Source organism: Halorubellus salinus, from assembly GCF_020567525.1.
Classification (GTDB): domain Archaea; phylum Halobacteriota; class Halobacteria; order Halobacteriales; family Natrialbaceae; genus Halorubellus; species Halorubellus salinus.
The window spans coordinates 201,401-214,107 of sequence record NZ_JAJCVI010000005.1 but is presented as its reverse complement, the minus strand read 5'-3'; the positions used below and the strand labels follow the sequence as shown (position 1 = coordinate 214,107).

14 protein-coding genes are annotated in these 12,707 nt (G+C 68.4%); 9 read left to right on the top strand and 5 right to left on the bottom strand.

Annotation, left to right across the window (positions count from 1 at the left end):
- The first annotated feature begins 57 nt into the window (after nucleotides 1–57).
- Nucleotides 58–756 carry a DUF5828 family protein gene (locus LI336_RS15230; protein ID WP_227134006.1) on the top strand — a complete coding sequence of 233 codons (699 nt, stop codon included), beginning with the start codon at nucleotides 58–60 and terminating at the stop codon, nucleotides 754–756.
- On the opposite strand, the gene LI336_RS15225 is transcribed toward LI336_RS15230, so the two are convergent.
- Nucleotides 753–1,733, bottom strand: a complete 981-nt coding sequence (locus LI336_RS15225) for an ABC transporter permease (RefSeq protein ID WP_227134005.1) — start codon at nucleotides 1,731–1,733, stop codon at nucleotides 753–755. The two genes, LI336_RS15230 and LI336_RS15225, sit on opposite strands and share 4 nt — an antisense overlap.
- 125 nt (nucleotides 1,734–1,858) lie before the next feature.
- Here LI336_RS15225 and LI336_RS15220 point away from each other — a divergent pair, with 125 nt between their 5' ends.
- Both LI336_RS15220 and LI336_RS15215 read left to right on the top strand, forming a co-directional pair.
- Nucleotides 1,859–2,602 carry a response regulator gene (locus LI336_RS15220; RefSeq protein WP_227134004.1) on the top strand — a complete coding sequence of 248 codons (744 nt, stop codon included), beginning with the start codon at nucleotides 1,859–1,861 and terminating at the stop codon, nucleotides 2,600–2,602.
- 165 nt (nucleotides 2,603–2,767) lie between these two features.
- The gene (locus LI336_RS15215; RefSeq protein WP_227134003.1) at nucleotides 2,768–3,961 is read left to right on the top strand and encodes an inorganic phosphate transporter; all 1,194 of its coding nucleotides are present in this window, start codon (nucleotides 2,768–2,770) and stop codon (nucleotides 3,959–3,961) included.
- Nucleotides 3,962–4,009: 48 nt separating this feature from the next.
- On the opposite strand, the gene LI336_RS15210 is transcribed toward LI336_RS15215, so the two are convergent.
- Nucleotides 4,010–4,327 (bottom strand): hypothetical protein, encoded by a 318-nt coding sequence (locus LI336_RS15210; RefSeq protein WP_227134002.1) that lies wholly within the window; start codon nucleotides 4,325–4,327, stop codon nucleotides 4,010–4,012.
- A gap of 75 nt (nucleotides 4,328–4,402) precedes the next feature.
- Nucleotides 4,403–5,800 carry a hemolysin family protein gene (locus tag LI336_RS15205; protein ID WP_227134001.1) on the bottom strand — a complete coding sequence of 466 codons (1,398 nt, stop codon included), beginning with the start codon at nucleotides 5,798–5,800 and terminating at the stop codon, nucleotides 4,403–4,405.
- 152 nt (nucleotides 5,801–5,952) lie between these two features.
- Here LI336_RS15205 and LI336_RS15200 point away from each other — a divergent pair, with 152 nt between their 5' ends.
- The 5 genes from LI336_RS15200 (at nucleotide 5,953) to LI336_RS15180 (ending at nucleotide 8,458) form a co-directional block, all read left to right on the top strand.
- Complete coding sequence (locus tag LI336_RS15200; protein WP_227134000.1) at nucleotides 5,953–6,249, top strand: glutathione S-transferase N-terminal domain-containing protein; 297 nt, start codon at nucleotides 5,953–5,955, stop codon at nucleotides 6,247–6,249.
- Nucleotides 6,249–6,767 carry a peroxiredoxin family protein gene (locus LI336_RS15195; protein ID WP_227133999.1) on the top strand — a complete coding sequence of 173 codons (519 nt, stop codon included), beginning with the start codon at nucleotides 6,249–6,251 and terminating at the stop codon, nucleotides 6,765–6,767. Before LI336_RS15200 ends, LI336_RS15195 begins: the two co-directional genes overlap by 1 nt.
- 94 nt (nucleotides 6,768–6,861) lie before the next feature.
- Nucleotides 6,862–7,479: an L-threonylcarbamoyladenylate synthase gene (locus tag LI336_RS15190; RefSeq protein WP_227133998.1), complete on the top strand. Its 618-nt coding sequence runs from the start codon at nucleotides 6,862–6,864 to the stop codon at nucleotides 7,477–7,479.
- Between the two features lie 55 nt (nucleotides 7,480–7,534).
- Nucleotides 7,535–7,900: a hypothetical protein gene (locus LI336_RS15185; protein WP_227133997.1), complete on the top strand. Its 366-nt coding sequence runs from the start codon at nucleotides 7,535–7,537 to the stop codon at nucleotides 7,898–7,900.
- Nucleotides 7,901–8,146: 246 nt separating this feature from the next.
- The gene (locus LI336_RS15180) at nucleotides 8,147–8,458 is read left to right on the top strand and encodes a hypothetical protein (protein ID WP_227133996.1); all 312 of its coding nucleotides are present in this window, start codon (nucleotides 8,147–8,149) and stop codon (nucleotides 8,456–8,458) included.
- Between the two features lie 25 nt (nucleotides 8,459–8,483).
- On the opposite strand, the gene LI336_RS15175 is transcribed toward LI336_RS15180, so the two are convergent.
- On the bottom strand, nucleotides 8,484–9,146 hold the full coding sequence (locus LI336_RS15175; protein WP_227133995.1) for a CRISPR-associated protein Cas4: 663 nt from the start codon (nucleotides 9,144–9,146) through the stop codon (nucleotides 8,484–8,486).
- An 85-nt stretch (nucleotides 9,147–9,231) separates the two neighbouring features.
- The gene (locus LI336_RS15170; RefSeq protein ID WP_227133994.1) at nucleotides 9,232–9,852 is read right to left on the bottom strand and encodes a conditioned medium-induced protein 4; all 621 of its coding nucleotides are present in this window, start codon (nucleotides 9,850–9,852) and stop codon (nucleotides 9,232–9,234) included.
- A 407-nt stretch (nucleotides 9,853–10,259) separates the two neighbouring features.
- Here LI336_RS15170 and LI336_RS15165 point away from each other — a divergent pair, with 407 nt between their 5' ends.
- Nucleotides 10,260–12,422, top strand: a complete 2,163-nt coding sequence (locus LI336_RS15165; RefSeq protein WP_227133993.1) for a heterodisulfide reductase-related iron-sulfur binding cluster — start codon at nucleotides 10,260–10,262, stop codon at nucleotides 12,420–12,422.
- Nucleotides 12,423–12,707 lie beyond the last annotated feature (285 nt).

The following is a 12,707-nucleotide window of genomic DNA, read 5'->3' as shown; positions in this document are numbered from 1 at the left end:
TCGATGCGCTCGCCGAGTGATACTTATGTGTTCTCGCGGACCTAGGACGTAGTCAGGATGGAAGAGAGCATCTCCGGATTCAAGGTCCGTGGGTCGTGGTCGGACGTCGTCGAGCACGGCGAGCGCGTCACGCGGGCGTTCCGGGACCTCGACGTCCCCTACGAGGAGCACGCGGGCGCGTTCGACGAGTGGGAAGAGTGGCGACCGAAGCATCACGAGGACATCGACGACGACGTCGCACCGAAGACCGCCGACCAGGCGAGCGTCGAGGAGGGCGAGGGCGAGAAGGCCGGGAAGGAACCCGGCGAGGACGTGCAGTCCGCGGGCGAGAAGATAAGCGAGTCCTACGAGCGCCTCGGCGACGGCGAGACCGACGACGCCGTCGAGGAGTGGCGCAAGTCCATCGGGTACGTCGCGCGCGCGGCCGACTCGGCGGGGCGGAAGGCACTCCGCAAGGTCGAGGACACCGTCTACCAGCACGTGATGACGCAGCTCGCGCCGTACTACTTCGACAACGCGCTCGTCTCCGCGAACATCCAGCAGACCGGCGGCGACGACGACACGTTCGTCTTCGAGGTGAACGTGAACGACGACGACCTCAAGGAGGAGGTCGCCGAGCGACTCTACGAGTACGAGGACACCGTCGACCGCTGGCACGTCGACACCGAGAAGGACACCGAAGTCGTCGAGGCCGTAGAGGGCGTCGAACCGCCTCACGGCACGACCGACGGCCGGTCCCGTCCGGACCAGAACTAGCGGTCGGCGTCGGTGGCGTGGTCGTCGCGGTCCTTCTGCTTCGTCTCGCGTGCCCAGTGATTCCCGCTCGGCTCGGTTTCGCGGCTGCCGTCGTCGGCGCGAGCGTCGCCGAGGGGGGACGACGAGTCTTCGTCGCTGGTCGGGCCGTGGTCGTCGTCGCTGGTTGAGGCGTGGCCGTCGTCGCTGGTCGGGCCGTGGTCGTCGTCGCTGGCTGGTGCGCGGCCGTCGTCGAGGCGCCCGTCGACGAGGTCGGTGACGAACGCTGCGGTGGCGGCGGTGAGTGCGGTGGCCAGCGGTGCGGCGAGGACGGCGGCGAGCGCGAGAGCGGGGAGTCCGAGGCGGACGACGGTGGACGCGGGAAGGGAGACGAGGGCGACGACCAGGAGGTACTGGCCGCCGTAGCTCGCGTACGCGCCGCCGTCGGTCGCGAGGTCGACGCTGCGGTCGATGGCGTCGACGGCGCCGCGGTCCTCGACGACGACGAGGAACGGCGCGGCGTACAGCGCGTACCCGACCGCGAGGACGACGGGGAACGCGAGCAGGACGAGCGGGCCGAGCGCGAGCGCGGACGCGACGAGGACGAGCCCGACCGCGGCGAGCGCGAGCGCGATGCCGAACACGGGCGCGAAGTACCGCGAGAGGGCCGCGCCGACGCGCACCTCGCCGCGTCCCGGGCGGACGCGTTCGACGACGCGCGGCACGTACACCGCGGTCAACGCGGCGTGCACGACGATGCCGACGACGAACGCGACCGGTCGGACGAACACGCCGTCGGGCGTCGGGACGTTCACGAACGACCACAGCGTCGCGAACCCCGTCGGGAACGCGAACGTCACGCCGCCGCCGGGGCCGGCGCGCAGCACCCGGAGCGCGTTCTCGAACTGGAGGACGGTACCGACCACGGGGAGTGCGAGCAGGAGCACGTCCGACCGCACGCGCTCCCACGCTCCCTGCACGTACTCGGGGAGAGAGGGCATGGACGCGAGCGGTTCGCCTCGCTGGTACTCGAACGTTCGGGTTCGAAACACAGGGTTACGCGCCGACCGTCGACCCGACGTGTCTTCCCCAGAACTTCTTTGCCGAGACGCGCGTTCGACCACGTATGGTCGAGCAGCAGACGGTGTTACACCTCGACGACGACGAGGCGTTCCTCGACCTCGCCGAACGGTTCCTCGAACGCGAAGGCCTCGACGTCCGCACGTACGTCGACCCCGACGCGGCGCTCTCCGCGCTCGAGGACGTCGAGTGCGTCGTCTGCGACTACGACATGCCGGCGTGCACCGGTCTCGAGTTCCTCGAACGCGTCCGCGACCGCGACTCCGACGTCCCGTTCGTCCTCTTCACCGGGAAGGGCAGCGAGACCGTGGCGAGCACCGCCATCTCCGCGGGCGTCAGCGACTACGTCCAGAAGGGCGGTGCTGACTCGTGGACGCTGCTCGCGAACCGCGTCGACCGCGCGGTCTCCGAGTACCGCGCACAGCGCGAGCTCCGCGAGCGCGCCGACCGCTTCGAGGCCATCTTCGAGGACCACGCCTCCCCGATGCTGCTCGTCGACCCCGACACCGGCCGCATCGAACGCGCGAACCGCGCCGCCTGCGAGTTCTACGGGTACGACGCCGACGCGTTCACCGAACGCAGCGTCGACGACGTCAACGCCCTCCCACCCGACGAGGTCGCCGACTGCCGCGCCGCCGCGGACGCCGGCGACGAGAACCACTTCGAGTTCGAGCACGAACTCGCCGACGGCGAGGTCCGCGCCGTCGACGTCCACTCCACGCCCATCAGCGTCGGCGGCGACGACGTCCTCTTCTCCATCGTCCACGACGCCAGCGACCGCGAGCGTTGACCGCGAGCCCGTCAACGAGCGTCGACTGCGAGCCCGTCCACGGGCGCCGACCGCGAGCCCGTCCACGAGCACCGACCGCGACTCCGCTCACGTATTCGCGACGGCCGACGCTCGACGCCGGAGACGACGCCTACTTGTGTCGTCCCGCACTCGAAGCCATACGAAATGGTCGACGCCGGCACCCTCGCGACGCTCGCCGTCGCCGGACTCGCGAGTCTGTTCATGGCATGGACGATCGGCGCCGGGTCGTCGGGGTCGACGCCGTTCGCGCCCGCGGTCGGCGCGAACGCCATCGGCGTGATGCGTGCCGGGTTCGTCGTCGGCATCCTCGGGTTCGCGGGCGCCGTCCTCCAGGGCGCGAACGTCACCGAAGCCGTCGGCTCCGAGCTCGTGTTGAACACCGCGCTGTCGGCCGAAGCCGCGACCGTGGGTCTGCTCGTCGCCGCCGCCCTCGTCGCGTTCGGCGTCTACACGGGCTACCCGATCGCGACCGCGTTCACCGTCACGGGCGCTGTCGTCGGCGTCGGACTCGCGATGGGTGGCGACCCCGCGGTCGCGAAGTACCAGGAACTCGTCGTCGTCTGGGTGTCAATCCCGTTCGTCGGCGGGTTCGTCGCGTATTCGACCGCTCGAGTGTTGCGCTCGGAGCGCGTGAGCGAACGCGCCGTCGTCCCCGTCCTCGCCGCGATCGTCGGCGCCATCGTCGCGAACATCGGGTTCACGCTTCTCGGGCCGGAAGGCGAGACCCAGTCCATGGCCGCGGCCGCCGCCGACGCACTCGGCGTCGCGTCGACCGCGGGCGTCCTCGCGGTCACGGCCACGATCGCGCTCGCGGTCGCCGGCGTCCTCGCGCTCGACCTCCGGAACGACGAAGCCGCTGGCCAACAGCACTTCCTCGTCGCGCTCGGCGGCCTCGTCGCGTTCTCCGCTGGCGGCAGCCAGGTCGGCCTCGCCATCGGCCCACTCACGCCCCTCGTCGGCGAAGGACAGGCCGTCGTCCTCCCACTCACCGTCCTCTTGCTCGCCGGCGGCTTCGGCCTCCTCGTCGGGTCGTGGACGGGCGCCCCCCGGATGATAAAGGCGCTCAGTCAGGACTACTCGTCGCTCGGCCCCCGCAGGTCCATCGCCGCGCTCATCCCCGCGTTCAGTATCGCGCAGGTCGCCATCTTCCTCGGCGTCCCCGTCTCATTCAACGAGATTATCGTCTCCACCATCGTCGGCAGCGGGTACGCCGCCGGCTCCAGCGGCGTCAGCCGCGAGAAGATGCTGAAGACCGTCGCCGCGTGGATCGGCTCGCTCGTCCTCTCGTTCGTCGTCGCGTACGCGGGCTTCTGGGTCGTCGACGCGGTCCTCGCGTAGGGCCGCTCGAACTCGCGCGCGAGACTCGAACGCGTCGGCTCTCCACCCTCAGACGACGGCTGCGGCGACGGCCGTGACGACACCGGCCGCGACGAAGACGACACCGAAGAACGCGATCGTCGTCTCGCCGTAGTCGTACTTCGAGTCGGTCGCCGCGACCGGCCGCCGGTACCTGACGAGGCTCCCGCCGACGGTCGCGGACCCCGCACCGAGCGAGACGAGTCCGGCCCGCGCGAGCACGCCCGGATCGCCCGTTCCGGCGGTCAGGCCGAGCAGTGCCAATCCGATACCGCCGAGCACGAACCCGACGGCGAACAGTCGGTACACTCGCCCTATCCCCCGGTCCGACGTCTCAGCGACGCTCATAGATGCACGTCTCGAGGTCGCGTAAAGAATCATGTGGTCGGGCACGTCGATGCGGCCCGCTCCGTGGGCCCGCCGTCACTCCGTCGGGACTTCGCCGGGTTCGACGTCCGCGTCCTCGTCGGGTTCGTCGCCGGCTTCCTCCTCGGGAAGGAGCGTCAACCGGGCCTTCATGATCCGCGTGTTCTCCACTTTCTCGACGGTGATACGGACGCGGCCGTACTCCATGACCTCGCCCTCCTCGACGAGGCGCCCGGAGCGATTGAAGATGAAGCCCGCGATGGTCTCGAACTCCTCGCCCTCCGGGAGTTCGATGTCGAGGAACTCGTTGACCTCCTCGATGTTCACCTCGCCCTTCACGAGGACCTCGTCCTCGCTCACCTGCTCGATGGGTTCCTCCTCCTCGCCCTCCAAGATCTCGCCGACGATCTCCTCGATCATGTCCTCCATCGTCACCAGGCCCTCGGTGGTGCCGAACTCGTCGATGACGATGACCATGTGCATGCGGTTCTCGCGCATCTCCGCCATGAGCTCGTCCGCGTTCTTCGACTCGGGGACGTGCAGCGTCGGCTGGATGAGGTCGCCGAGCTCGAGGTCGCCGTTCTCGCCGTAGTTCAGGTCGCGGACGAGGTCGCGGATGTGGACGACGCCGATGATGTTGTCCAGACTCCCCTCGTAGACGGGGAGGCGCGCGTGCCCGCCGTGGATACACTGCTGGATGGCGTCCTCGATGGGGTCGTCCTTCGAGATGGCGTCCATGTCGAGGCGCGGCGTCATCACCTCCTTCGCGATGGTGTTGTTGAACCGGAAGATGCGCTGGAGCATCTCGCGTTCGTCCTCCTCGATGACGCCCTCGCGCTCCCCGGTCTCGATCATGTCCTGGATCTCGTCCCGGGTCACGTAGCTCGTCTCGATCGCCGACCGCCCGCCCGTGATCTTGTTCACGACGCGGGTGAGGTAGTCGAACAGGACGATGAGCGGCATCAGGAGGTACTCCGACACCTTCAGCGGCTTCGCGATCCGGAGCGCCCACGACTCGGTGTTCTCGACCGCGTAGGACTTCGGCGCGCTCTCCCCGAACAGGAGCACGAGCGCGGTGATGCCGAACGTCGCGGCGAGAACCGCCTGTCCCTGGGTCAGGTACATGCCGAACAGCCCCGTCGCTATCGACGACATCGCGATGTTCACGATGTTGTTCCCGACGAGGATGGTCACGAGGAGCCGATGCGGGTCGTCCTTCAGCTCCTTGACCGTCTCCGCGCCGTACCGTCCGTCTTCGACCAGGGCGTCGATGCGGTGTGCAGCGAGGGAGAACATCGCGATCTCGGACGACGAGAAGAACGCCGAGAGGACGATGAGTACGACGATGATGAGACTTCCGAGCACGGCGATGGCGGTCTCAGAAATCTCGATACCGACGAACGGAACGGTGTACGCGGCCAGCAACGCAGATGCGGCACTAAGCGATGAACCCATTCAATGCCGTGCCTTGGTATCCTGTCGGATTAACTCTTTTCTTGTCCCCCGAATCGACCCGATACTGCAGTTGTCGACGACGCCAGGGATTCGAGTCGTGGTCGGCCTGCCGCGTCCCAAGTCCCTTAGTCGCGTGACGACGGAGTACGGGTATGACCGAGGACCCACAGATCACGCTCTATCGACTCCAGGCGTGCCCGTTCTGCGAGCGCGTCGTCCGCGTGCTCGACGAGTACGACCTCGAGTATCGCTCGCGGTTCGTCGAACCGCTGCACTCGCGACGGAACGTCATCCAGCGCGTCAGCGGCAGTCGCACCGCGCCCGCGATCGTCGACGAGGCGACGGGCGTGACGATGAGCGAGTCCGCGAACATCGTCGAGTACCTGCACGCGACGTACGGCGACGAGCGTGCGGCGACCGACGGCGGCGAATCCGGGGGTGCGGCCTGATGGTCGACCTCGACTTCGACGTCGTCTCCCTGCCCGACGCCGACCACCCCGACGTGGGCGACACCGCACCGGACTTCACGCGACCGCTCGTGAACGACGAGTTCTGGGAGGACCGCAGCCTCGACTCGCTGCTCGACGACGGGCCCGTCCTGCTCGTGTTCACGACGATGAACGGCGCGTTCCCGGCGACGTACACGTGGAACGAGCTCCGCGAGCGCGACTGGGAGGCCGACCACGACGTCTCCGTCGTCGGCGTCACGATAAGCGACCCCTACGACACGACCGAGACCATCCGCGACCGCGGCATCGACTACCCGATATTCAGCGACCCGCAGAACGGCGTCGCGGAGGCGTACGGCGTCGTCCACGACCTCGACGGGATGACGGGCGTCACCGAACCACGACCGAGCGTGTTCCTGCTCGATGCCGACCGGACCGTCGAGTACGCGTGGGCCGCGAGCGAGTGGCCGGACTTCCCGCCGTACGACGACGTCGAGGCCGCGCTCGACGAGCGCTGACGGCCGACCGGATGGTGCACTGCGGGCCGACCGGACGGTGCACTGACGGCTCGAACCAGCAGTTTATTCCGGTTCCTCGCGGTACGTTCACGCGATGACTCGAGGGAACCAGTCCGCGGACGAACCCGGGGATAGCGTCGCCGCGGCCGCCGCAGCAGTCCAGGCGGGCGACCTCGTCGTGTACCCGACGGAGACCGTGTACGGCCTCGGCGCGGACGCGCTGAACGCCGACGCCGTCGAGCGGGCGTTCGACGCGAAGGGCCGGGACCGCTCGAACCCGCTGTCGCTCGGCGTGCCGAGCGTCCCCGCGGCCCGCGAGCACGTGCACGCCGACGACCACACGATGGCGTTCATGCGTGCGTTCCTCCCCGGCCCCGTCACCGTGCTCTGTGAGCGCGCGGCCCACGTCCCGGACGTCCTCGTCGCCGGCGGCGACACCGTCGGCGTCCGCGTTCCCGCGCACGACCTCGCGCTCGACCTCTACGCGGCCGCCGGCACGCCCGTCACGGCGACGAGCGCGAACCGTTCGGGCGCGCCGAGCGTCCGCCACCCCGACGACCTCGAAACCGACTTCCTGGAAGCGGTCAGTTGCGTGCTCGACGGCGGCCGCACCGACGGCGCCGAGAGCACCGTCGTCGACCCCACCACGGGCGAGATAGTCCGCGAGGGCGCGCTCGCCGGCGCCATCGAAGCCTGGCTCGACGAGCACTGACCGACGGGTCGCCGCGGCAGAAGATACTCATGCGAACCGGCCGACGAGTCCGTCGATGCGTGGACTGACTCGCGTCGCCTGCTGTCTCCTGGTCGTTCTCGCGACCGCCGGCTGCCTGACGGGCGCTGGCGTCTCGAACGACGCCGCGAAGGAACGGGCGCTCGACGCCGAGGAAGCGTACATCACCGACCGGTTCGAGGACGCGTCCTGCGTCGAGAGCTGGAGTCTCATTTCGTTCGTCGGCATCGACGAGGAGGCGACGGTCGTGAACCGGACCGCCGACGGCGTCTACGTCGACGTCACGCACCCGCTCTCGTACGCGACCGACGACGAGGAGGCGGACGTGGCGACCGAGGCCACGTACCTCGTGACCGAGGACGACGTCCGGCGGGTCAGCGGAACGAACCTCTCGCCGTGCTGAATCGGGCGGGACGGACGCCTCGGCATCCTGTACTGAATCGGTCGGGACGGACGCCTCGGCAGCCTGTACTGGATCGGTCTGGACGGACGCCTCGGCATCCTGTACTGGATCGGTCGGGACGGACGCCTCGGCATCCTGTACTGGATCGGTCGGGACGGACGCCGTGAGCGGAGACGCGGAGGGTGAACTGGCGGTTTCAGCTTGAGGCGGTTCTTAGTGCGTCGAGCCGCCACGTCTCCGGTACGGATGAGTCGTCGAACACGAACCGGGTACGCGCTCGTGGTCATCGGCCTGGGAGTGGCGGCGCTGACGTTCCGCGTCGGTGGGGCGACCCAGCGGGCGTGTCCCGGCATCGACAGCGCGCTCTACGACCGGTTCGGCGTCTACCCGAGGGAAGCTCGCGTCGTGAGCGTCGACGTGCTCGCCGCCTCCCTGGAGTGGTACGACGGCTGTAACTGGCACACGCAGTCGCTGCTGCCGCTGTACGTCGGGCTGCTCGTCGTCGTCGTCGGCGGCGTCTTCCTGTCGCGAGCGTCGGCCGCGGACGCGGACGACTGACTCGTGGTGCTGGGGCGCTGCCCCGTCAGTCCCCGGCGAGCAGCGACCGGAGCGTGCTCGTTCGGACGCCGCACTCCTCGGCGTACTCGCAGGGCTCGCACTTCGACGCGGCGTCGCCGTCGAGCCGCGCCGGTGGTGCGCCCAGGTCGCGAACCGTCCGGATAGCCTCCCGATACCTCGCCTTCTTCCGGGTCGTCAGGCGCACGCGCCGGACTACGCCGTACGCGGGGTACTCGACGATTACCTCGTCGACGCGGGTCTCTCGCTCCCACGACAGCGCCTTCGCCGCGGCGACCGCCCACACCGCGTGGGGCTCCCAGACGCCCTGCTCGGGTGGCTTTCCGGGGGAGACGAGCGACGGCAGCGGCGGGTCCGGGAGGACCTTCGACGCGACGCCGTGGCACTCCCGACCCGAGAGGAAGACGTCGGTGTCGACCGGGTCGCAGAGGTCCGGGAAGCGCGGTTCGCGCTCGCGGACGCCCCGCAGCCGCTCGCGCCACGTCTCGACGGGGACCGCCAGGAGGTCGGCGTCGATCGATTCGGGGTCCGCGAGCGCGTCGTCGTAGCGCGTGGCGAGGTCGCGGACGGCGTGGACGCGCTCGGGCGGTGACCGGTTGTCGCGCTGGCGAGCGTACCAGAGCTGTCGGGGGCAGTACGCAGCGGTCCGGAGGTCGCTGAACGCGAGCACGCCGACGTTCGCGCGGTCTCGTACAAGAAGTGCGGGGTGGTCGTCGATGCGGGCGGCGTCGTCGTGGACGGCTCCACGTCGCGGGCTAGAAGTCGACGTCGACCTCCATCCCCTCGGTCGCCTCGTCGAGGCCGTCCTCGCGGGCGGTGTCGAGGTTCGTCGAGAGCGCGGCGTCCGTGAGGACGTCGTCGAACGCGTCCCGGTAGCGGTCGTTCGCGGCGCGCGAACGCTCGACGGCGTCCAACGCCAGCACGTACTTGCGTGCGGTGCGGTCGTCGACCTCGAACGCGTCCGCGACGGCGTCCAGGCCGTCCTCGCGCGTCTCGCGGAGGACGGCGACGGGGTCACGGTCGTCGTCGTCGACCACGTCGGCGTCGGTGGGGAGGTCGGTGTCGTCGACGAGGTGACAGTCGGTGCGAGCGACGAACACCTCGAACGCGTCGACGTCCGCGTCGAGCTCGCTCGCGATGGCGTCGTCGTCCACGTCGTCGTAGACGAGCTGCACGAGCTCGACGAGCTCGTTGTCGTCGAGGTCGGTCCCGAACCCGTAGCGGTCCCGGAGTGTCTCGACGATATCGTGGAGGGCAGCGTCGACGTCTGGGCGGTCAGTGAGGGAGCCACGGGACTCCTCCTGGGACTCGGTGACGGTGTCGTCACCGGCGACGTCCATGAAGATGTCACGCAGTTCCTCGGTCTTGCGGTCCATCACCGATACACTCGGGCCCTCACGGTACATAAACGTACCACACCTTTCGACCCCGGTAGTCTCCCTCTACGAACCGGGCCGTCGAGCAACCGCCGGCTACGTCGAGCAACCGCCGGTTACGACGAGTGACGAGCGGCCACGTCGAGCAACCGCTGGCTACGACGAGTGACGAGCGGCCACGTCGAACGACCGTCGACTCCGGCGAGCGACGGCCGGCGGCGCTTCCGGCGAGCAGTCGTCGGCACCCTCACCTGACGTGAGTACCCACTGTCTCGGGGCGTGAATCGCACGAAGGGAGCCCACTCGAACGCGGAAACCCTCAACTCCGGGAGGATTCTCGCAAGAGGGGAGCGGGCAACCGTCCGAGTGTGGCAAGATTTAAGCGGCAATCGCCCCGGTGATAGACTATGACAGTTCCGCTGGTACCGCTCCAGGAAACGACCCGCCCGACGTTCTGGCAGATAGGTCACACGGGCGAAGTCGTGTTCTACTACCTCGCCGCCGTCGCCATCGTCGTCTTCGCCTACGGCGTCTACGACCGGTTCGCCCGCTACGCACAGGGAGACGAGGACTGGTTCGAGCGCACCAACGACCTCGGTCGTCGCGTCCTCGAGGCGACGAAGATCGTCGCCTCGAACGAGAAACAGTTCGACAGAGACCTCTACGCCGGCGTGATGCACACGTTCATCCTCTGGGGGTTCCTGACCCTCACCATCGGGACGGGCATCCTCGCCGTCGACATGGACGGCTACCAGAAGTTCACGCAGTTCGTCCTCGGGAACAAGCAGTCGTTCTTCGTCGGCGACTTCTACGTCGCGTACTCGTTCGTGATGGACGCGATGGGGCTCCTGTTCGTCGTCGGCGTCGGCATGGCGATCTACCGGCGGTACGTCGAACGGAACGGCCGCCTCTGGGGCAAACACACGAGCACCGAGGACGACCTCTTCGTGTGGACGCTGTTCTACCTCGGCGTCGGCGGCTACATCACCGAGGGCGTTCGCATCCTCGGCACCGGTCGCCCCGAGTTCGAGACCGTGAGCTTCGTCGGCTGGTTCACCGCCGACGTCTTCGCCGCCGCGGGGATGACCGAGTCGATGGCGACCGCCGTCTACCCGCTCACGTGGTGGACGCACGCCGTCGTCGCGCTGATCTTCATCGCCGCCATCCCGTACGCGAAGCCGTTCCACATGATATCGAGCTTCGCGAACGTCGTCACCCGCGACGAGAAGGCCGGCAAGCGCCTCCCCGGCGTCCCCGCGGACCTGGACGCGGACACGGGCGCGGAGAGCATCGACTCCTTCAGCTGGAAGGAGATCCTCGACCAGGACGCGTGCACGAAGTGCGGGCGTTGCTCGTCGGTGTGTCCGGCGAACGCGAGCGGCCGGAACCTCGACCCCCGCGACGTCATCCTCGACCTCAAACAGTACCGGGAGAACCTCGACGCCGGCGGCGACGAGAAGGCCATCGTCGCCGACGGCGGGTCGTCGGTCATCCAGGCGGAGACGATGGAGTCCTGCATGTCCTGCATGGCGTGCATGGACGCCTGCCCCGTCGAGATCGAGCACCTGAACTCGTTCACGCGGATGAACCGCGAGCTGACCGACGCCGGCGAGATCGACCCGAACCTCCAGGACGTCTTCCAGAACCTCATGCAGAAGGGGAACACGTTCGGCGACCCGCAGCGCAAGCGCGGTGACTGGGCGGACCCCCTCGACTTCGAAGTGCCGGACGCCCGCGAGGAGGAGGTCGAGTACCTCTGGTACGTCGGCGACTACCCGAGCTACGACGACCGGAACAAGAAGGTCGCGCGGTCGCTCGCGACCATCCTCAAGGAGGCGGACGTCTCCTTCGGTATCCTCTTCGACGACGAGAAGTACGACGGGAACGACATCCGTCGCGTCGGCGAGGAGTTCCTCTACGTCGAACTCGCCGGGCATCACGTCGAGTCCTTCGAGGACTGCGAGTTCGAGAAGCTCGTCTGCACGGACCCTCACAGCTACAACACGTTCAAGAACGAGTACCCGGAGGTCGACTTCGAAGAGTTCGCGGACGACCCAATGATGCCCTTCGAGTTCGAGGGCCAGTGGAACGCGGACGGCGAGATAGACGTCAAGCACTGGACGCAGGTCGTCGAGGAGCTCGTCGAGCGGAATGCGCTCGGACTCCGTGGGACCGAACTCGACTACACCGTCACGTACCACGACCCCTGTCACCTGGGGCGGTACAACGACGAGTACGAGGCACCTCGCGACCTCGTGAAAGCGACGGGCTGCGAGCTCCACGAGATGCCGCGGAATCGCGCGGATTCGTTCTGCTGTGGTGGCGGTGGCGGCGGCCTCTGGATCGAGGTCGAGGAGGAGACGAAGCCGAGCGAGGAACGCCTCCGCGAGGCACTGGAGGATACGGACGCCGGGTCGGCGGTCGAGAAGTTCGTGGTCGCGTGCCCGATGTGCATGACGATGTACGAGGACGGCCGGAAGACCGGCGGGTTCGAGGACGACATCGAGGTCGTCGACATCGCGGAACTCATCGTCGAGGCCATCGGCGCCGAGGACCAGATCGCGGTCTGACCGCCGTCGGTCGCTTTCGACGCCGGTCTCGGGACAGTGCGAGACCGACCGCGTGCGGTCGCCGTTGCGGTCCCGATTGCGGTGCGGTCGCCGTTGCGGTTCCGATTGCGGTGCGGTCGCTTCTCGTCTGGTGTTTCGTCGAAAGGAGAGCGATGCGTTCGGGCAGCGGGGGCTGCGTCTGTCGCGACAGGTGGTCGATTCAGGGGACTCGGGCGAGTGGTCGATTCAGGGGAGCAGCCGATTCGGGCGAGTGGTCGATTCAGGGGAGCAGCCGATTCGGGCGAG